Raw genomic sequence first — 19,122 nt, forward strand, 5'->3', positions numbered from 1 at the left:
CCGGCCTGCCCTCGCCAGCGGGCGAGGTTGTCCCGGGTGCTGAGGGTCTCGGGGTGGTCCGGGCCCTGGATCCGCAGGCGGTCGGGCAGCAACTCCTCGGTGGCGGTGGCGGCGCCGGCCACGTCTCCCGCCTGGCCCCGCCAGAAGGCGAGGTTGTGCCGGGTGGTGAGGGTGGCGGGGTGGTCCGGTCCGAGTACCCGTCGTTGGTCGACGAGCAGTTCCTCGGCGGCGGTGATGGCGCCGGCCACGTCCCCGGCCTGTCCTCGCCACCTGGCGAGGTTCTCCCGGGTGGTGAGGGTGGCGGGGTGGTCCGGTCCGAGGATCCGCAGGCGGTCGGTGAGCAGCTGTTCGGCGGCGGTGGCGGCGCCGGCCGCGTCCCCCGCCTGGCCGCGCCACCAGGCGAGGTTGTGCCGGGTGATCAGGGTGGCGGGGTGTTCGGGCCCCTGGACCCGTAGCCGGTCGGTGAGCAGCTGTTCGGCGGCCGTGGCGGCGCCGGCCACGTCTCCCGCCTGGCCCCGCCAGAAGGCCAGGCTGTCCCGGGCGGTGAGGGTGTCGGGGTGGTCCGCTCCGAGCACCCGCCGCCGGTCGGCCAGGAGCTCCTCCGTCGCGGTGGCGGCGCCTGCCGCATCCCCCGAGTGCCCCCGCCACCAGGCGAGGACGCTCCGGGTGGTGAGGGTGTCGGGGGCGTCCGGTCCGAGCACCCGCCGCCGGTCGGCGAGCAGTTCCTCGGCGGCGGTGGCGGCGCCGGCCGCGTCCCCCGCGTGGCCCCGCCACCAGGCGAGGTGGTGCCGGCTGCTGAGGGTGTCGGGGTGGTCCGGGCCGAGGCGGCGCCCGGTTTCGGCTGCGAGGTGCCGGAAATGCTCGCGTGCGGTGGCGGCCTGGCCGGATTCGCCGAGGCTTCGACCGGCTCGGTAGAGCACGGCATGGGTGTCGGGCCGGTACAGGGCGTCTTCGGCGTGGCCGGTGAGGGCGGCGCCGAGCGCGGCGGTGTTGGCGCGCAGGGCCTGGGCGAGGTCGGTGTCGCGTTCGACCTCGGGCCATGCGGCGGCCAGGGCGTCGGCGCCCGTGCGCGCGAGGTGCTCGCGTCGGTCGGCGGGGAGGGCGTCGCGGGTGGCGCGCTGGATGAGCTGGTGGACGCGCACGGCCTGGTGGGGGACGCCGGGGGTGTGGTCGATCAGGCTGAGCCGGTGGAGAATCCGCAGCGCGCCGGTCGCCTCGTCGATCGTCACCGGGGCCTGATCCCCTGCGCCGGCGGTGCGGTGGGCGGTGAGGAAGGACAGCGCGGGTCCACCGGTCAGGGCGCCGCCGGGGATGCCGTTGGGGTCCAGCAGCGAGGTGAGCTGGAGCATCGGACGGGCCAGGCCCACTGGGCCGAGCCGGTCGGCGCGCTCGATGGACAGCGACCAGGCGGCGGCCACGGTGGCCGCATGGTCGTCGGGCAGTGAGCCGGGCTCGGGCAGCAGCTCGGCCAGCTTCCTGACCTGGTCGGCCAGCAGCCGGCGGTAGTCGGCGCAGCCGAGTCCGGCGTTGACGAGGTGGGCGGCGGCCTGGGCCAGCGCGAGGGGCAGCTGTCCCAGCTCCGCGGCGAGGCCCCTGAGTTGGTCGGCGGGTTCGTGCAGTCCGTGCACGGCCAGCGCGGAGCCGAGGTAGGCGACCGCCTCGTCCGAGCTGAACAGGCCCACGTTCACCAGGCGTCGGCCCGGTCCGACCAGGGCGGCCTCGCGGCTGCGGGTGGTGACCAGGACGCGTCCGTCCGGGCTCTCGGGCGGCCACAGCCCGCGCAGGTCGGCCGGATCGGCCACGTCGTCGAGGACCACCAGCCACCGGCACCGCTCCTGACCGGCTTTGGGTTCCAGCCAGCTCAGGAACGTCTCGGCGGCCCGCTCCGGGTCACCGGGGTCGGCGGCCAGCACCTCCTCGGCGGCCTGGGCGTAGCGGGAGACGATGGCCGGTCGGGTGCTCGCGCCGATCCACACCAGCACGTCCACCGCGCCGCTGCGCGACATGGCGCGGGCGCAGTCGGCGGCCAGCTGGGTCTTGCCCACCCCGCCGGTCCCGGTCAGCACGTGGCCCGGCACCGCGCTGCCGTCCTCCTCGACCGCGGTCAGCAGCTGGTCGACGAGGTCCCGGCGCTGGAAGGACTGGGCGGGGCGCGGGATCCGGCCGACCTGGTGCGGCCACGCGGCCCGGGAGCGGGCAGCAGCCTGGAAATGGACCTGTCCGGCGTGGTTGACGGCGATGCTGCCGTGGTCGGCGACGAGGGTGGTGTGCCCGTCGGCCAAGGTGGTGTGCCCGTCGACGGGCGGCGGGGCCGGGGGTGCGCCGGATCCGCTCAGCCTCGGTGCGGACCCGGCGGCGGAGGGTTTCCCAGGGTCACGTCCCGCAGGTCCACGTTCCAGCCGGCCACGGACCCGCGGTCGGCGCGGATCTCCACATTGCCGCCGACGGCCACACCGGCGTCCCCGGCCGAGGTGCCGCCGGCCTGGCGGGACAGGCCTTGCAGCTCCTTCACCGCGTGGTTCAGGGCCTCGGCGAAGCCGGGATCCTGCTCGGCGGCCTCCTCCAGCGCGTCGTGGACCCGTCGCCGGGTACGGTCACTGGGCTCGTCCGCTCCGGCCTCGGCTTCCTCGGTCAGCCTCCTGAGCGCGGGGTCCTCGCCCAGCCGGGCGCTGACCAGGTCGTGGAGCCGGTCCATCGCGGTGTCGAGCGTGCGGTCAACCTCGCCGTCGGCCCGGCCGGCCACCCGCTTGCTCTTGCGGATCACCCACGCGAACACGTACCCGACCGCGATCTCTATACCGGTCACCGCACCCCCCCGGAAGGACCATATGACTGTGCGTCAGACCGTACCCGCTTTCGCCCCGGAACGTCCGGCGGTTGCCCGAGGATCGCAGCACAGCACAGCACAGCACAGCACGGCACGGCACGGCACGGCGCAGCACGGCGCAGCGCCCGTCCCGGCCGGCCGGAACGGGCGCCGCCTGCCGGAGGGCCGCTACTTGCGCACCGCCGCCGTGATCCGGTCACCGAGCGACTTGTCGATATGACGCCAGTACTGCAACGCCCGCTCCAGCACCGGCTCCGACACCCCCTTCAGCAGGTGCCCGGCCACGTTCGACACCAGCCGCTCACGCGCCGCGTCGTCCAGCACCTGGCGCACCATGGTGCCCGCCTGGCCCCAGTCGTCGTCCTCGGCGTGCGGCGGGTACGCCTCCCGCAACATCTTCCCGGCCACCTCCCAGCCCAGCGGCTCGCCCCAGATCGAGGGGTCCGCGGCCGGCCCGCCGTAGGAGTTCGGTGCGTACGGCGTCTCGGCGCGCGAGGCGTCGAAGCGCATCTGCCCGTCCTTGGCGTAGGAGTGCACCGGCACGTGCGCCCGGTTCGGCGGCAGCTGCGCGTAGTTGGGACCGATCCGGTACCGGTGGGTGTCGGGGTAGGAGAAGATCCGCCCGAGCAGCATCTTGTCCGGCGAGACGCCGATGCCCGGCACCAGGTTGGACGGCTCGAAGGCGGCCTGCTCGATGTGGACGTGGTAGTTCTCCGGGTTGCGGTTGAGCGTCATCCGCCCGACCTCGATCAGCGGGTAGTCGCTGTGCGGCCACACCTTGGTCAGGTCGAAGGGGTTGAAGCGGTAGTTCCACGCCTCGTCGAACGGCATCACCTGCACGTGCAGCGTCCAGGACGGGTGCTCGCCGCGCTCGATCGCGTCGTACAGGTCGCGCAGGTGCGCGTCCGGGTCCCGCCCGGCCAGCAGGTCGGCCTCCTCCTGGGTGAGGAAGTCGATGCCCTGGTCGGTCTTGAAGTGGTACTTGATCCAGAACCTCTCGCCGCCCGCGTTGGCCCACAGGAAGGTGTGCGAGCCGTAGCCGTTCATGTGCCGCCAGGTCTTCGGGATGCCCCGGTCGCCCATCAGCCAGGTGACCATGTGCGCGGACTCGGGGCTGAGCGTCCAGAAGTCCCACTGCATGTCGTTGTCGCGCAGGTGGGTGTCCGGACGGCGCTTCTGCGAGCGGATGAAGTCCTGGAACTTCATCGGGTCGCGGACGAAGAAGATCGGCGTGTTGTTCCCGACCAGGTCGTAGTTCCCCTGTTCGGTGTAGAACTTCACCGCGAAGCCGCGCGGGTCGCGCCAGGAGTCCGGGGTGCCCAGTTCGCCGGCGACCGTCGAGAACCGGATCAGCAGCTCGGTCTTCTTGCCGGGCTGGAACAGGTCGGCCTTGGTGTACCGGCTGACGTCGTTGGTCACCTGGAAGACGCCGTAGGCGCCGCCGCCCTTGGCGTGCACCACTCGCTCGGGGACCCGTTCGCGGTTGAACTGGGCCATCTTCTCGATCAGGTAATGGTCGTGGAGCAGGATCGGGCCCACCGGGCCCGCGGTGAGGGAGTCGGCGTCGCTCTCGACCGGGACGCCCGCGTTGTTCGTGGTGTGTGGGACCGCTGACTCGGACATGGGGAAAGACCTCCTTGCCGTGCGCGGTACCGGTGCTCCGCGGTACCAGCGCGGACCGCGCGCGGCCCGTGGCCCGCGTGCAGGGCCGCCGACTGCGACCGTCTTAGACTCAAACACCGGTGTGCGCGCTCCACAACCGCAGGCCTCACCCGTGTCGCTACGCGGCGTTACCGGACGCCAGCTCCAGCAGTCGGCGGACCTCATCGTCACTGGTCTGGTCGAAGTCCTGGTAGAACTGGCCGACCGCCTGGAACGAGGGCGGCGCGGTCAGGCAGACCAGGTCGTCCACCAGCGGCCCGAGCAGCCGCAAGGCCTCGGGCGCGGTCACCGGCACCGCGAGCAGCAACTCGCTCACCTCCCGGCGGCGCAGCACCGCGAGCGCCGCGCGGACCGTGGCGCCGGTGGCGATCCCGTCGTCCACCACCACGACCGCCCGCCCGGCCGGGTCCAGCGGCGGCAGCGGCCCGCGCAGCGACTCGGTGCGCTCGGCGACCTCGGCGGCGGTCGCCTCGGCCAGGTGCTCCAGGCGGGCGGGGCCGATCCCCAGGGCCGCGATGATGTCGTGGTTGAAGAGCCGGATGCCGCCCTCACCGACCGCGCCCAGGGCCAGCTCCGGCTGTCCGGGCGCGCCGATCTTGCGGACCACCAGGATGTCGAGCGGCGCGCCGAGCGCTGTGGCCACCTGGTAGGCCACCGGCACCCCGCCCCTGGGCAGCCCGACCACGATCGGGTCGTCCGCGCCCCAGGCCCGCACCCGCTCGGCGAGCAGCCGTCCGGCCTCGGCCCGGTCCCGGAAGGTCCGCCCGTGCTGCCTGCCGCCGTAGAAGACCGTCATCTGCGATCACCACCTGCCAGCCCCTTCCAGCCTGCCACCAAGGGCAGCGGCCCGCTGCCGGCCGGACAGCACGGAACCCCGTCCGCCACCGGGGCGCACGGGGTTCCGAGGTTCTTCTGCCGCGGTCAGCCCGCCTGGGCCGGCCGGTTGCCGCGCTTGTCGAGCGAGGCCAGGTAGGCGTTGTAGGCCACCAACTCGGCGTCACCGTCCCGCTCGGCCGCCCGGTCCTTGCGGGTGGCCTGGCGCTGCTCGGACTTGGCCCACTGGAACACCAGCGCGATCAGCACCACGGCGGTCGGGATCTCGCCGAAGGCCCAGGTGATCCCGCCGGCCAGCTTCTGGTCCGCCATCAGGTCGGTGCCGGGCGGCGCCATGGCCGAGTTGAAGGTGGTCACCAGCGGGGTGGTGGCCATCATCACAGCGACACCGAAGAAGGCGTGGAACGGCATGCCCATGAACAGCTCGATGATCCGCATCACATGGCCGGGCCGGTGCGGGCCCGGGTCCACGCCCATGATCGGCCAGAAGAAGAGCAGGCCGACCCCGAGGAAGTGGAGCATCATCCCCAGGTGCCCGATCCGCGACTGCATCAGGGTGTCGAAGAGCGGGGTGAAGTAGAGCCCGTACAGGCTCGCGATGAAGAGCGGGATGGTGAAGGCCGGGTGCGAGATCACCCGGACGTACCGGCTGTGCAGCAGCGCCACCAGCAGCTCACGCGCCCCGCGCGGCCGCCCCTTGCCCGCCGGGCGCAGCGCGCGCAGCGCGAGCGTGATCGGCGCGCCGAGCAGCAGCAGGATCGGCGACAGCATGCTGAGCACCATGTGCTGGATCATGTGCGCGCTGAACAGCGCCATGCCGTAGTCGTTCAGCCCCGAGCAGGTGATCGCGACGATGGTCAGCACACCGAAGGTGAAGGCCACCAGCCGCCCGATCGGCCACTTGTCGCCGCGCCGGACCAGCCGGACCACCCCGGTCAGGTACAGGCCGAACGCCACCAGGCTGCCGAGCAGGAACGGCCAGTCGGGCGACCAGGTGAGCACCGCGTGGAGCGAGAACGGCCCGAGCTCCATGTGGTGGTGCATCCCTGTCATACCGTCCATCGGCGGTCCCGCTTTCCTTCGTGCCCCGCGGCCGGCTGGCGCCGCCTCAGGTCCGGTTCGTCCGTATTTTTGTCGGGATCCAGACTACGGGCGCCCCACCTGCGCCCTGCGGGCACCCCCTGGCCGGTGCACCGGCGGGCGTTCCCGTGTACCCCCGCTACCTCGGTGGCCGCAGGCCCTCCACGAGCAGGGTGGCGATCTGGGCGCCGACTTCCGGGGCGGTCAGCCCGGTACCGGGAGGGTCGGTGCGGGTCAGCCTCAGTGAGGCGGAGAGAGCCCCCAGGACGGAGTGCCGCAGGATCTCCGGGGCGAGGTCGGTGCGCACCGTGCCCTCGCGCTGGCCGCGCAGGATCAGGGCGTTGAACCGCTCGACGACGGCGGTGGTGTCGGTCCGCCGCCGCTCCTCCTGCTCCTCCTGCTCCTCCTGCTCCGCTTGCTCCTCCTGCTCCTCCTGCTCCCCGGGCGTCGCCGTGGCCGCCCGGTGCGCGGTGTCGGTGCCCTGGAACAGGATCGGGTACTTGGCGCCGAGCTCCGCGAGCGAGCGGACCAGCAGGCCGATGGCCTCGGCGGCGCCGCCGATCGCCGAGTTCGCCTGCTCCAGCGAGCGGCTGAACTCGCCGACGGCCTCGCCCCGGATCGCCTCGACCAGCGCCTCGCGGGTCGGATAGCGCCGGTACACCGTGGGGCGGGCCACCTGGGCCTCGTCGGCGATCCGCTGGATGCTCACCGCCGGGTCGTCGGCCAGCAGCCGCGCGGCCGCGAGCAGGATCCGCTGCTGGTTGCGCCGTGCGTCGACCCGCAACTCGGACGGTGGGGCCTCGTGCGGGTGGCCATCGCTCGCCGACAACGGAGATCCTCCTCTCTGAACGCCGGGGGACGAGCCTGTTCTCGTTGGTCCGGCCACCGTAATCGGGGGAAAGCCGCAAAACGTTGATGCCCCGCCGGGGCGGCGGGGCATCAACGGGGGCCTTCCACAAAGCCGATGGATCGTCAGATGACCATCTCGGCCTCGACGTAGCGCTCCGCCGGTACGGTCTTCAGGTCCGCGACCGCCTCGGCCAGCGGCACCAGGTTGATCTGGGTGCCGTGCAGCGCGGTGATGTGGCCGAAGGCGCCCTTGTGCGCGGCCTCCACCGCGTGCCAGCCGAACCGGGTGGCGAGCACCCGGTCGTACGCTGTGGGGGTGCCGCCGCGCTGGGTGTGGCCGAGGATCACCGGGCGGGCCTCCTTGCCCAGCCGGTGCTCCAGCTCGCCGGAGAGCTGGGTGGCGATGCCGGTGAACCGCTCGTGGCCGTAGATGTCCTTGCTGCCCTCTTCCCAGTGCATGGTGCCGGGCTCGGGCTTGGCGCCCTCGGCGCAGACCACGATGGCGAACTTCTTGCCCCGCTCGAAGCGTTCGCGCACGACCTCGGTCAACTTGTCGATGTGGAACGGGCGTTCCGGCACCACGATGGCGTGCGCGCCGGCCGCCATGCCCGCGTTGAGCGCGATCCAGCCGGTGTGCCGGCCCATCACCTCGACCACCATCACGCGCTGGTGCGACTCGGCGGTGGTCTTGAGGCGGTCCAGCGCCTCGGTGGCCACCGAGACGGCGGTGTCGAAGCCGAAGGTGACATCGGTGCAGGCGATGTCGTTGTCGATGGTCTTGGGGACGCCGATCACCGGCAGGCCGGCGTCGCTCATCAGCTTGGCCGCCTTCAGCGTGCCCTCGCCGCCGATCGGGATCACCGCGTCGATCCCGAGGTCCGCGCAGTAGCGCTTGGCCCGCTCCACGCCGTCGCGCAGGTGGCTGGGCTGGACGCGGGAGGAGCCCAGGATCGTGCCGCCCTGGGCGAGGATGCCGCTGACCGAGTCCAGGGTCAGCGGGCGGTGGACGCCTTCGAGGAGGCCACGCCACCCGTCCTGGAAACCGATGATCTCGTCGCCGTGGTCGACCACCCCCCGGTGGACCACGGAGCGGATCACCGCGTTCAGGCCGGGGCAGTCGCCGCCGCTGGTCAGCACACCAATACGCATGTCTCTCGCAACTCCTGGGGGCACCTCCCAGCCGTGAGGCTGGGGGGAAGAACCGGGCGGCCGGACTACCACCTTGTGGGAAGGGCGGGGTCAGAATCGGACATAGTGCCCCGAAACTGATCATAGCGGCCCCCACCTCCGGCCGGGCGGGAGCAGGCACGGGGGCGGCGTCGTCGGCGCGCTCGTGCAGGTGTGCAGCCGGTTGCCGAGGAGGGTTGCATCCGACCATGCTCATTGTCGCAATTTCGCGACGCGGAAGCTCGGTTCGCCGGATGCTGGACACCCGGCGGCCCGGAAACGTTCACCTCGCCCAGCCGACGGGCGGTCGGCGGGGCGAGGGACGGTACAGCGGAGCGGTACTCAGGCCGGCTGGCGGGTGGCGGCGATCCGCTCGGCCCGCAGCGCGTCGTACCAGGTGGTGTCGGCCGGCGGGAGCGCGTTGACGTCCAGTGCCAGCTTGATCAGCAGGTCCGCGACCGCGGGGTTGCGGGCCATCACGGGACCGTGCAGGTAGGTGCCGAAGACGGTGTCCCGCCAGGCGCCCTCGGTGCCGTTCCCGTCGCCGTTGCCACCGCCGGCGGTGACCTGCGCCAGCGGGCTGACGCCCTGGCCCAGGTGCGTGACGCCCTGGTGGTTCTCGAAGCCGGTCAGGGTGGGCAGGCCCAGCCGCTGGTCCGGCTCGGCCAGCACGTCGCCGACGCTGCGGGCGCCCTCGCCCCGGGTGGACCAGACGTCCAGCAGGCCCAGGCCCGCGTCACGCTGGCCCAGGTCGTTGATGAACTCGTGGCCCAGGATCTGGTAGCCCGCGCAGACCGCGAAGACGATCGCGCCGTTGTCCACCGCGCGCGGCAGCCCGGGGTCCTGGCGCAGCCGCTCGGACGCCAGCCGCTGCGGGCGGTCCTCGCCGCCGCCCAGCAGGTAGATGTCCCCGCTGGTCGGGATCGGCTGGTCGGAGCGGACGTCGATGCGCTCGACGTTCAGCCCGCGCTGGCGGGCCCGGCGCTCGACGACCAGCGCGTTGCCGCGGTCGCCGTAGGTGCTGAGCAGGTCCGGGTAGACCCAGACCAGCCGCAGGCTGCTGTCGCTCATCCTCGAAGGCCTTCCATAGTGTTGCTGGGCGGGCTGCGGCTGCCCGGCCTGCGGCGCGGGGTGGCCCGGCTGCTGCTGGGCGGGATACCCGGGCTGCGGCTGGTGGCCGGCCTGCTGCTGCCCACCGGGCTGCGGGTACCCCGGCTGCTGCGGCTGCCCGGGGTGCGGGGGCTGCCCGGCCGGCGGGTAACCGGGCGCGGGCTGCTGCCCCTGCCCCGGGTAGCCCGGCTGCGGTGCCTGCCCGGGGTGCGGCTGCCCCGGCTGACCCGGATATCCCGGGTGCTGGGGCTGCTGCGGCTGCCCGGGGTGCTGCGGCTGGACCGGCGGGTAACCGGGCTGCTGCCCCTGCCCGTGCTGCCCCGGCTGACCCGGATGCTGCCCCGGACCCGGCTGCCCCGGGTATCCGGGGTGCTGCGGCTGCCCGGGGTGCTGCGGGTACCCGGGCTGCTGCTGCGGCTGCTGGCCGGGGTGCTGCGGCTGGTGCCCGGGCTGCTGCTGGCCGGGGTACTGCGGCGGGGTGCTCACGAGCCGGCCACCGCCTTGCGCAGCTGCTGGAACGCCGTGTAGTTGGCGATCGCCTCGATCCGCCCGGGCGGCGCCATCCGGACCGCCTCCTCCAGCGACTCGACCACGTGGAACTGCAGGCCGGCCACCTCCAGGCGGACGGCGAGGTCGAGCCGGCGCTGGCCCATCACGAAGACCGGGTGGCCGTGCAGCCGCTCGTAGTCCACGTCCCACAGCCAGGAGGTGTCGGTGCCGTCCGCGTCCATCGCGTTCACCGAGAGGATCACCGGCGCCGGCGGGCCGTCGATCAGCGAGAAGGTCTCCAGCCAGCCCGCGGGGTTCTTGGCGAGCAGCAGGCGTACGTCGCGGCCCTGGTAGTTGACCACGTCGTAGCGGCCGGCCACGGCGGCCACCGACTGCATCCGCTCCAGCGCGGTCTGCGGCGGCACGCCGAAGACCGCGGCCACGGCCGCCGAACTGGTGGCGTTGGCCAGGTTGGCGCGTCCGGGCAGCTGGAGCTGGATCGGCCAGGCGGCACCGTTCGGGTCGATCACGTGGCTGCCCTGCAGCGCCCAGTGCGGCTGCGGGCGGCGGAAGCCGCACTCCTGGCAGTACCAGTCGTCGCCGGGGCGCTGCATCACGCCACCGCAGGACGGGCAGGACCAGGCGTCCTCCTTCCAGGCCTGCCCGGCGGCCACCCAGACCACCCGCTGGCAGGAGGAGGCGGCCCAGGTCACCAGCGGGTCGTCCGCGTTGGCGATGATCACGGCCTCGGTGCCCTGCAGGCCCTCGCGCCACTTCTCGGCCAGCATCCGGGTCTCCGCGGCGCGGTCCAGCTGGTCGCGCGAGAGGTTCAGCAGCGCTATGGCCTTGGGGCTGGTGTCCCTGGCGACGCCCGCCAGGTACTTCTCGTCGACCTCGATCACGCCGTAGCGGGCGTCCGAGCCGCCGGCCAGGGCGGCGGTGATGCCGGCGGGCATGTTGGCGCCCAGCGCGTTGGAGACGACCGGGCCCGCGGCGCGCAGCGCCTCGGCGATCAGTCGGGTGGTGGTGGTCTTGCCGTTGGTGGCGGAGACCAGTACCACGTCCAGGTGGTCCGCGAGGCGGGCCAGCAGGTCAGGGTCCAGCTTGAGGGCGACCTTGCCGCCGATCACCGAACCGCTGCCGCGGCCGGCCGCGCGGGAGACGGCGCCAGCCATCTTGCCCGCGGTCACGGCGAGCTTGGAGCGGGCGGGCAGTGAGGAGTCGCGCGCGCCGGTGGTCGCGGCCTCCGATCCGGTGCCTGACATGCTCAGGGGTTCCTCCTCTTGGCTGACGACCCCCCTCTGACCTTGTACGGGCCCCAGGGCGGTGGGGACGGAGTCAGCCTAACGGCTCCTCGGGAGCGGACCCAGCCACGGGGCCTATCAAGACCTGCGAGGTCCGGCTCCTGACGGGCCTTCGACCGGCGCAAACGCCGTCCGCCGCCTGCTTTCCAGCCTCCTCGGGCCCGCGCCCGGTCGGTCGGTGCCCGGCTGGTCAGTGCCTGGCTGGTCAGTGCCCGGCCGGTCAGTGCCCGGGCGCCGCGGGCCACGGGCTCGGCAGCTGCTGCGCCGCCCCCGCCAGGTGGGCGGTGATCACCAGGGTGCCGTCCGAGACCTGGTAGTCCAGCGGGAGCGCGAGCCGCTGCATCGCGCCGATCAGCGCGGTGTTGCCGGCCTGGGTGACCGCGTAGACGGTGGCGACCCCCGCCTCGGCGGCCAGCGCCGCCATCCGGCGCAGCAGGTCCAGGCCCAGGCCCTGGCGCTGCCACTGGTCCTCGACCAGCACCGCCAGCTCCGCGCTGTCGTCGTCCCACATCAGGTGGGCCAGCGCCACCAGGCTGCCGTCCGGGGCCTGCACGGTCAGCATCTGGCCGTGCCGCGGGTCGAGCAGGTGGTTCAGGTAGCGGTCGGCGTCGGTGACCGGTCCGTGGTAGCGCCGGCGCAGGGTCGCCGGTGAGCAGCGCCGGTGCATGGCGAGCGCGGCGGCCTTGTCGTCCGGGGTGGCGCGACGCACCGTCAGGTCGGTGCCGGCCGACATGCTGAGGTGGTCCTCGACCTTGGGCACCCGGGCCCCGAGCCGTGCGTCCAGCTCGACCAGCGCCTTGGCCCTGGCGAACTCGGTGGGCGTGAACGGCAGGTGCGGGCGGGAGAGCTCGATCAGCCCGCCGGCCGGCGCGGCCAGCCGCATCAGCGGGCCCGCCACGCTCGGCGCGGCCGGCTGGCCGCCCTTGGCCGGGGTCTGCCGGATGGTGATCTGCCCGAACAGCTGGCGCAGCGCGACCGGCAGCTCGGCGGCGTCCAGCGCCGTCCTGGTCGCCAGGGCCAGCATCTGGGTCGGCAGATCGACGAGATCGTGGGCGTCGGCCGGCTCGGTCCAGATCTCCCGGCCGCCGGCGCGGGCCACCGCCTCGGTGAGGACCGAGCGCGGCAGCGAGCGCGGGGCGCGCAGCAGGAACTCGTCCACGGTCGCGTCCGGCAGCGGGTGGGTCTGCAGCGAGATGATGCTGATCCGCAGCTCGGCCAGCGCCGCGCAGAGGGTGGCCAGGGTGCCGGGCGCCTCCGAGACGGTGGCGCGCAGCCGCCACAGCGTGGTCGCCCCGGCCGCCCGCTCGTCGGGCAGCGAGGCGGTGCCCCCCGGTGAGGCGGTGCCCCGGGCCGAGGCCTCGCCCGGGGACGGATCGGCGGCCAGCGGCTCCGGGCCCGGGGGTCCGTGCGGATGGCGGTGTGCCCACCAGCTGTGGAACACGGCCGTGGCGAGCAGCGCCGCGGCCGAGGCGGCCAGCAGCACCGGGCCGTCGTGGCCGTGCACCACCACGTTGGCGACCAGGTCGGCGGTGGCCACCGCGATGAAGACCGCCGCGAGCTCCACGGTCGAGCGGCGCCAGCGCTCGGCGCCGGCCTGGCGGCGCCTGCGTCGTGAGGGCCGCTCGACCGTGGAGCTCGCGGCGGGTCGGCCGGACTGGACAGGAATCGGCGATTGAGTCATGTTCCCCACCATGACGGGCTGGTGTTTCGCGATCACGAATCTGTTATGACCGCGCGGTAAATGTCTACCGGGTCGCTCTGACAATCGCGCCGTTACCGCTGGGTAGCGGGACGTTTCCGCGCGAGTTTCCGCCATATCCGGATGTCATATCGTCAGCTCGTCGCCGAATCCGACAGCTGTTGATCCGTCAGCTCGACCACTGCCGCGCGGACTTCGTCCAGCAGCACCACCAGGTCCGCCTCCGTCGTCGTGGCGTTCAGCAGGCAGGCGCGCAGCGCCTCCCGGCCGGCCAGCACGGTGCCGGTGACGAAGGCCTGGCCGCGCCGCTGCACCGCGAGCGGCAGCGCCTGGTTGAGCGTGTTCAGCCCGCTCGGCGACAGGCCGGCCGGGCGGGCCCGGAAGGCCACGATCGAGGTCTCCACCGGCGCGAGCAGCTCCAGCTCCGGATCCGCCTCGACCAGCTCGCCCAGCCGGCGGGCCAGCCGGGTGCAGTGCGCGATGTCGGCGGCCAGGCCGTCCCGGCCGCGGTGCGCGATGGTGGCCCAGACCTTGAGCGAGCGGAACGGCCGGGTCTGTTCGGTGCCGTACTCGGAGAACCAGCCGAGCCCGCCGGCCTCCTCGTCGCGCAGATAGGAGGGCACCAGGCTGAAGGTCTCGCGCAGCTGCCCGGCGTCGCGCACCAGCGCGCAGCCGCAGTCCACCGGCACACCCAGCCACTTGTGCGGGTCCAGGGCGAGCGAGTCGGCCCGCTCCAGGCCGGCGAAGCGGTGCGCGATCTGCGGGTCGAGCACCCCGAAGGCCCCGTACGCGCCGTCGATGTGCAGCCACAGGTCCTGCTCCGCGCAGAGGTCGGCGATCGGCTCGAAGCGGTCGACCGCGCCGGTGTTGACCGTCCCGCAGGAGGCCGCCACCAGGAACGGCAGCCGCCCGGCGGCCCGGTCCTCCTCGACGGCCGCGCGCAGCGCCGCCACGTCCAGCCGCCCCTGGGCATCGGCGGCCACCACCCGCAGCTGCCGGCTGCCCAGCCCCAGCAGCTCGGCGGCCTTGCGCACGCAGGAGTGGGTCTCGCCGCTGACGTAGCCGACCAGCGGCGGCAGCCCGGACAGGCCCTCGGCCCGCACGTCGTGGCCGAGCCCGGCGGCGGCCCGGCCGCGCGCGGCGGCCAGGCAGACGATGGTGGCCATCGAGGTCCCGGAGGTGAGCAGACCGGCGCCGGGGGCGTGCGGGAAGCCCACCAGCTCGGCTATCCAGCGCACCACGGCCCGCTCCAGGTGCACGTCCGCATGGTCGCCGCCGGCCGAGCTCGGGTTCATCGCGGCGGCCGCCAGGGTGGCCAGCACCCCGGCCGGGGCCGGTGCGGAGTTGACCCAGCCGAAGAAGCGCGGATGCCCGTTGCCCATCGGCGCCGGCATCACCTCGGTGGCCACGGCCGCCAGCAGTTCGGTCAGCGGACGCCCGGTGCGCGGCAGCGGGGCGTCCAGCAGGCGGGCCCGGGCGGCAGGGTCCATCGGCTGCCAGACCGGGCCCCGCGGCACCGCCGCCAGGTAGTCGGCGACCAGGTCGGCGGTGGCACGGGCGGCTTCGCGAAAGGGCAGCTCGGACATGGTGCCGATGCTACGGCGGCCCCCCGAGCGCTCGGCTCGGGGGGCCGCCAGAGGGAGGGGCCGGCTCAGCGGGTCCGCCAGCAGGGGGCCGGGCTCAGTCCAGCGAGCCGGAGAGCCGGGCCGAGGAGCGGCAGTCCCGGGCGATCTCCTCGGTGGTCAGCTTGGCGCAGAGCCGGCCCGCCGCACCGGAGTCGGTGTAGTTGACCGTGTAGTAGCTGACCATGCCGTCCACGCAGGACTTGCGCTGCCAGGCGTCGGCCGCGCTCGCGCACTGCTGGCCCACCCAGTCCTCGCGGTCCAGGTTGTACTTCATGGTCCGCGAGCCGACGCCCCGGCTGCAGTCGCCGGCCCCGCCGGTGGCCTGGGCGTTCAGGCACCACTTGAGGGCCTGGGCGTAGACCTCGGGGTGGTCGGGGTAGTCGTGCGAGGAGAGGTAGAAGGTCGGCGCGTAGAAGTAGCAGGCGGACTGGAACAGCGCCGGCTGCTCGGGGCAGGGGTAGAGCGGCTCGCTCGCCAGCTTGTCGGCGGGCAGGTTGGCCTTGGCGTTCTCGTCCTCCTCGTCGGGGCCGAAGAGCTGCATGAACAGGCCCTCGGAGCAGGTGATGATCCGGCTCTGCGAGGCGTACTTGCTGCACAGGTCGCGGGCGGCCGCCACGTTCTGCTTGGTCACGAACATCGTGCCGTGGCCGGTGCCGTGCACGCACGGTCCGGTCATCTGCGGCTGGCAGAGCTTGAGCAGGTCGGCCGCCGGATCGGTGGAGGCCGCCAGCATCTCCTCGACCGCGCCGTGCAGGTACCCGGAGGCGCAGGTGTCGTGCGGGAACGAGAGCACCTTGGCGAAGTCGTAGTTGTACCGCTTGACGGCCGTGTGGCCCAGCTCGTGCGCGATCGGATGGCAGAACCGGACGGTGTACGGCTTGGCCTTGGTGATCTTGTCCAGGTCGGCCAGCGCCACGCCGGGGTCGGTGGCGGCCATCTCGGTCATCAGCTTGTTGCGCAGCGTGCTGCGGGTCCACACGGCCGGGTCCCCGGTGGGGGAGGCGGAGGCGGCCACCACCGCGCCGGCCACCGCGGGCGCGACCCGGCCGCCGCCCGGGCCGGCGGTCGGCACCCAGTCGGTCACGGCCAGGGCGCCGAGGCCGAGCGCCCCGAGCAGGAACGCGGTGACGATGGCGAAGACGCGTGGGTGCATACGTTCAGCGCTCCAGGTGACCGGAGGGACACGGACCGTCTCATCCTCACCCCTGGCCGGCCGAACCCGGTGCTCCGATGGCCCGTCCGGGGTGTCGTCATGGCACCATGCCAGGACGCCCCTCTGCCGTTTGGAGTACATGCATGTCCACCGCCGCTGACCTGGTCTTCCGCACCGCGACCGAGCGCGACATAGCCGCCCTGGTCGAGCTGGTGGAGTCCGCCTACCGGGGTGAGGCCAGCCGGGCCGGCTGGACCACCGAGGCGGACCTGCTGGACGGGCGGCGCACCGACGAGGAGGCGATCGCCGAGACGCTGGCCCGCCCGGACACCCGGGTGCTGCTGGCCGAGCGGGACGGCGACGGCGAGCTGCTCGCCTGCTGCACGGTGGAGCGCCGCCCGGCCGGCGCCTACTTCGGCATGTTCTCGGTCCGCCCGGCCCAGCAGGGCGGCGGGGTGGGCCGGGCGGTGCTGGCCGAGGCCGAGCGGTTCGCGCGCGAGGAGTGGGGTGCGGGCGAGCTGGAGATGACGGTGATCGTGCAGCGCGCCGACCTGATCGCCTGGTACGAGCGGCGGGGCTTCATCCGCACCGGCGAGCTCTCGCCGTTCCCCTACGGCGACCAGCGCTTCGGCGTGCCCAAGCGCCCCGACCTCGCCTTCGAGCGGCTGGTCAAGGCGCTCTGAGGCAGGCCGTCAGGAGGCCACGGGCGTGATCTCGGCCGGAGCGGTCGCATCGGCCGGAGCAGTCGGGGCAGTCGGAGCGACCGGCTCGGCCGTGCCGGCCGGCGTGAACGGCCGGCCGTCCAGCGTCCAGTGCGGGTCGGGGACGATCTCCAGCGCCGCGTAGACGTGCGCGGCCACGTCCACGTGGCGCACCGGCAGCACCTCGCCGCCGGGCTCCAGGCCCGGACCGCAGGCGGCCACCCAGGCGGTGCGCTCCAGCGCGCTGCGCCCGCCGTGGCCGCCCTGCTCGACGTGGCCGTGGTCGGTGACCACGATCACGGTCCAGGCCTCCTCGGCGTAGCCGGGCCGGGCCCGCAGTGCGGCCAGCAGCCGGCCGAGCCGGGCGTCGGCGGTCTCGATCGAGCGCCGGTACTCCTGGCCGCAGCCCAGGAAGTGCGCGGTCTCGTCCACCGCGCCCAGGTAGACGAAGCTCGCCTGCGGGTCGTCGTCGCCGGTCAGCACGGTGACCGCCTCGGCGGTGGCCCGCTCGTCGCAGACCTCCCAGTCCTCGGGGGTGTCGGCCAGCGGGGCTATGTAGGCGAGCCGGCCGGGGGCGGCGAACAGCGGACCGCCCTGGCGGGCCAGGAAGAGCGGCTCCCAGCCGCCGACCGCGAAGGTCCGGCGCCGGTGCACGGCGGCCAGCCGGGTGGTGAAGTCCGGGAAGACGTCCAGCCGGTTGCCGCCGAGGTGGTTGCCGAAGACGCCGTGCTTGGCCACCGTGACGCCGGTGGCGATGGTCGCCCAGCACGGTCCGGACATCGTGGGCGTGGCCTCGTCGACCTCGACGGGGGCCAGGAAACCGGCCGCCGCGACCGCGTCCAGATGCGGAGTGTGCAGCTCCGGCAGCAGGTCGAGGCGGACGCCGTCGATGCCGACGACCAGGACGCGGCGCGGGCCGGCGGGCCAGAGGCTGGACACGTGGGGGACTCCGTTCGATCAGCGCGAAGTTCGATCAGCGCGAAACTAGCCCGCACCCTATGCGCCCTCCCCGAGCCCCCCGCACCCGCTCCCGGTGGTCGCCCAGGCGGCCCAAGTGCGGTGTTGTCGGATGTTCGCCGAGAGTTCGCCGACGGGTCACCGTCGGCCCGGGCCGGACCCGGTCGCGGACGTCGTGGCGGCGGCTGCGGCCGCGTCGAACCGTGCCCGGGCCTGCCGGACGGCCGGACCGTGCACCCGGCTCCACCCGCACAGTCCGTGCACTGTGGCCAGCAGCTCCGCCCCGGTCGGGGTGAGGCTGTAGTCGACCCGGGGCGGCACGGTGGGGTGCACCACCCGCCGCACGATGCCGTCGCGCTCCAGCGCCCGCAGCGTCTGGGTGAGCATCTTGTGGCTCACCCCGGCCACCTCGCCGAGCAGCTCGGTGAAGCGCAGGGTGCGGCCGTTCAGCGCCTCCAGCACCAGCGGCGCCCAGCGGGTGGCCAGCGCGACGAAGACCTCCCGGGCGAGCGCCTGCTCCTGCTCGGCCGCCTCGTCCTGCTCGGCCGCCTGCTCCTGCTCGGCTGCCTCGTTCTCCTCGTGGCTCGAACGGTCCGTCGAACCGGGGCTGAGCTGCTCGGTCACCGTCGGGTGCCTCTCTTTCCGGAAAGTGCGATCTTCCGCGGACCGGCCCGCCCGTCCTAGCGTCGGCCGCGTTCACCCGCCCATTCTCCTTCGCACCCCCGGGAGCCCCGATGGCCGTCCTGAAGACCTACGCCCGACTCTGGCCGACCGAGCTGGACCTGGCGCTGCCGCTGTTCACCGAGCTGACCGGCCGCCCGGTCGACCTGCGCTTCGCCTTCGGCGACCTCGAACTCGCCACCGTCGGCGACTTCCTGCTGATCGCCGGCCCGCCGCAGGCGCAGCTCCCGTTCCGCGGCCAGAGCGCGACCGTGGTGGTGGACGACCTGGACGCGGCGCGGGCCACCCTGGCGAGCCACGGCGCCGTCGAACTCACCGAGGAGCTGACCGGCGTCACCGGCCGCTACCTGTTCGCCCGGCACGCGGACGGCAGCGAGGTGGAGTACGTCGAGTGGACGCCCGAGATCACCGCCAAGGTGCTCGGGCCGGCCCACGGCGCGGCTTAGACGGCCTGCCCTGACGGCCGTACTACTCCTCCGCGGCGAGGACCCCGGTGGAGGCGACCTTGTCGGCGAAGGTCTGGCGCCGGCGGTCCCAGAGCGGCCAGAACCAGCCGATGTAGCAGGGGATCGAGTCCAGCAGATGGGCCAGATCGCGCAGGAAGGCGCGCAGCACGCCGACCGGCTCGGTGCCGTCCAGCCGGATCAGCCGCAGGTCCATCAGACGCTTGCCCCAGCTCTGGCCGGTGCGCCCGGCCAGGTACCAGCGGTTGTAGGCGAACAGCAGCAGGGAGAGCACACCGAGCCCGGCCTGGATGCCGGGGTGGCCGGGGTCGAACACCCCGGCGATGATGTTCGGCGCCCCGCAGGCCAGGACGTCGATCAGATAGGCCACCACTCGCATCGACCAGTGGGCATAGCTCACCGCGTTCTCCTCGCCGCCGACCGACCTCCAGCCTGACAGCCACCGCAGGGCCCGCAAGCGCTGCTGCGCCAGCGGGCTGAGGGGGCGTCGCGGCCCGATGACGGCAGGTCAGCGCCGTCC

The 19,122-nt window shown here is 73.6% G+C and carries 18 protein-coding genes; 3 read left to right on the forward strand and 15 right to left on the reverse strand.

The annotated features are described in order from the left end of the window. From ACFZB9_RS10975 to ACFZB9_RS11010, 8 genes are all read right to left on the reverse strand, one after another. The coding region (locus ACFZB9_RS10975) for a tetratricopeptide repeat protein (RefSeq protein ID WP_391445776.1) at positions 1-2,282 on the reverse strand (2,282 nt) is incomplete at its 3' end. A gap of 50 nt (positions 2,283-2,332) precedes the next feature. Then, positions 2,333-2,806, reverse strand: coding sequence for a hypothetical protein (locus tag ACFZB9_RS10980; RefSeq protein WP_391445778.1), 474 nt, complete (start codon positions 2,804-2,806; stop codon positions 2,333-2,335). Positions 2,807-2,995: 189 nt separating this feature from the next. Further along, positions 2,996-4,450: a catalase gene (locus ACFZB9_RS10985; protein WP_391445780.1), complete on the reverse strand. Its 1,455-nt coding sequence runs from the start codon at positions 4,448-4,450 to the stop codon at positions 2,996-2,998. 157 nt (positions 4,451-4,607) lie between these two features. Beyond that, complete coding sequence (locus tag ACFZB9_RS10990) at positions 4,608-5,285, reverse strand: phosphoribosyltransferase (protein ID WP_391445781.1); 678 nt, start codon at positions 5,283-5,285, stop codon at positions 4,608-4,610. 125 nt (positions 5,286-5,410) lie between these two features. Next, complete coding sequence (locus tag ACFZB9_RS10995; protein WP_391445931.1) at positions 5,411-6,376, reverse strand: cytochrome c oxidase assembly protein; 966 nt, start codon at positions 6,374-6,376, stop codon at positions 5,411-5,413. A gap of 166 nt (positions 6,377-6,542) precedes the next feature. Further along, positions 6,543-7,232, reverse strand: coding sequence for a TetR/AcrR family transcriptional regulator (locus ACFZB9_RS11000; protein ID WP_391445783.1), 690 nt, complete (start codon positions 7,230-7,232; stop codon positions 6,543-6,545). A gap of 143 nt (positions 7,233-7,375) precedes the next feature. Then, entirely contained in the window at positions 7,376-8,401 is a 1,026-nt protein-coding gene (locus tag ACFZB9_RS11005) for a 6-phosphofructokinase (RefSeq protein WP_391445785.1), read from the reverse strand. A 360-nt stretch (positions 8,402-8,761) separates the two neighbouring features. Continuing rightward, on the reverse strand, positions 8,762-9,490 hold the full coding sequence (locus tag ACFZB9_RS11010; protein ID WP_391445787.1) for a type 1 glutamine amidotransferase: 729 nt from the start codon (positions 9,488-9,490) through the stop codon (positions 8,762-8,764). An 18-nt stretch (positions 9,491-9,508) separates the two neighbouring features. Between ACFZB9_RS11010 and ACFZB9_RS11015 the strand changes: the two genes are divergently transcribed. Continuing rightward, the gene (locus ACFZB9_RS11015; protein ID WP_391445789.1) at positions 9,509-10,057 is read left to right on the forward strand and encodes a hypothetical protein; all 549 of its coding nucleotides are present in this window, start codon (positions 9,509-9,511) and stop codon (positions 10,055-10,057) included. Here ACFZB9_RS11015 and ACFZB9_RS11020 read toward each other — a convergent pair. The 4 genes from ACFZB9_RS11020 to ACFZB9_RS11035 all read right to left on the reverse strand — a co-directional run bounded on the left by ACFZB9_RS11020 (position 10,012) and on the right by ACFZB9_RS11035 (position 15,799). Next, positions 10,012-11,283 carry a MurT ligase domain-containing protein gene (locus tag ACFZB9_RS11020; protein ID WP_391445791.1) on the reverse strand — a complete coding sequence of 424 codons (1,272 nt, stop codon included), beginning with the start codon at positions 11,281-11,283 and terminating at the stop codon, positions 10,012-10,014. The genes ACFZB9_RS11015 and ACFZB9_RS11020 overlap by 46 nt on opposite strands. 259 nt (positions 11,284-11,542) lie before the next feature. After that, positions 11,543-13,003, reverse strand: coding sequence for a GNAT family N-acetyltransferase (locus ACFZB9_RS11025; RefSeq protein WP_391445793.1), 1,461 nt, complete (start codon positions 13,001-13,003; stop codon positions 11,543-11,545). A 152-nt stretch (positions 13,004-13,155) separates the two neighbouring features. Beyond that, positions 13,156-14,607, reverse strand: coding sequence for a pyridoxal phosphate-dependent decarboxylase family protein (locus ACFZB9_RS11030; protein WP_391445795.1), 1,452 nt, complete (start codon positions 14,605-14,607; stop codon positions 13,156-13,158). Positions 14,608-14,701: 94 nt separating this feature from the next. After that, positions 14,702-15,799 (reverse strand): hypothetical protein, encoded by a 1,098-nt coding sequence (locus ACFZB9_RS11035; protein WP_391445797.1) that lies wholly within the window; start codon positions 15,797-15,799, stop codon positions 14,702-14,704. A gap of 143 nt (positions 15,800-15,942) precedes the next feature. On the opposite strand from ACFZB9_RS11035, the gene ACFZB9_RS11040 reads away from it, so the two are divergent. Then, the gene (locus ACFZB9_RS11040; protein ID WP_391445799.1) at positions 15,943-16,482 is read left to right on the forward strand and encodes a GNAT family N-acetyltransferase; all 540 of its coding nucleotides are present in this window, start codon (positions 15,943-15,945) and stop codon (positions 16,480-16,482) included. A gap of 9 nt (positions 16,483-16,491) precedes the next feature. Here ACFZB9_RS11040 and ACFZB9_RS11045 read toward each other — a convergent pair whose 3' ends face one another. Together ACFZB9_RS11045 and ACFZB9_RS11050 are read right to left on the reverse strand one after the other, a co-directional pair. Then, positions 16,492-17,439, reverse strand: coding sequence for an alkaline phosphatase family protein (locus ACFZB9_RS11045; RefSeq protein ID WP_391445801.1), 948 nt, complete (start codon positions 17,437-17,439; stop codon positions 16,492-16,494). A gap of 156 nt (positions 17,440-17,595) precedes the next feature. Further along, the gene (locus ACFZB9_RS11050; protein ID WP_391445802.1) at positions 17,596-18,081 is read right to left on the reverse strand and encodes a winged helix-turn-helix transcriptional regulator; all 486 of its coding nucleotides are present in this window, start codon (positions 18,079-18,081) and stop codon (positions 17,596-17,598) included. 110 nt (positions 18,082-18,191) lie between these two features. On the opposite strand from ACFZB9_RS11050, the gene ACFZB9_RS11055 reads away from it, so the two are divergent. Next, positions 18,192-18,584, forward strand: a complete 393-nt coding sequence (locus ACFZB9_RS11055; protein WP_391445804.1) for a VOC family protein — start codon at positions 18,192-18,194, stop codon at positions 18,582-18,584. Between the two features lie 22 nt (positions 18,585-18,606). On the opposite strand, the gene ACFZB9_RS11060 is transcribed toward ACFZB9_RS11055, so the two are convergent. After that, on the reverse strand, positions 18,607-19,002 hold the full coding sequence (locus tag ACFZB9_RS11060; RefSeq protein WP_391445806.1) for an RDD family protein: 396 nt from the start codon (positions 19,000-19,002) through the stop codon (positions 18,607-18,609). Positions 19,003-19,122 lie beyond the last annotated feature (120 nt).

Source organism: Kitasatospora sp. NPDC008050, assembly GCF_042957465.1.
Classification (GTDB): domain Bacteria; phylum Actinomycetota; class Actinomycetes; order Streptomycetales; family Streptomycetaceae; genus Kitasatospora.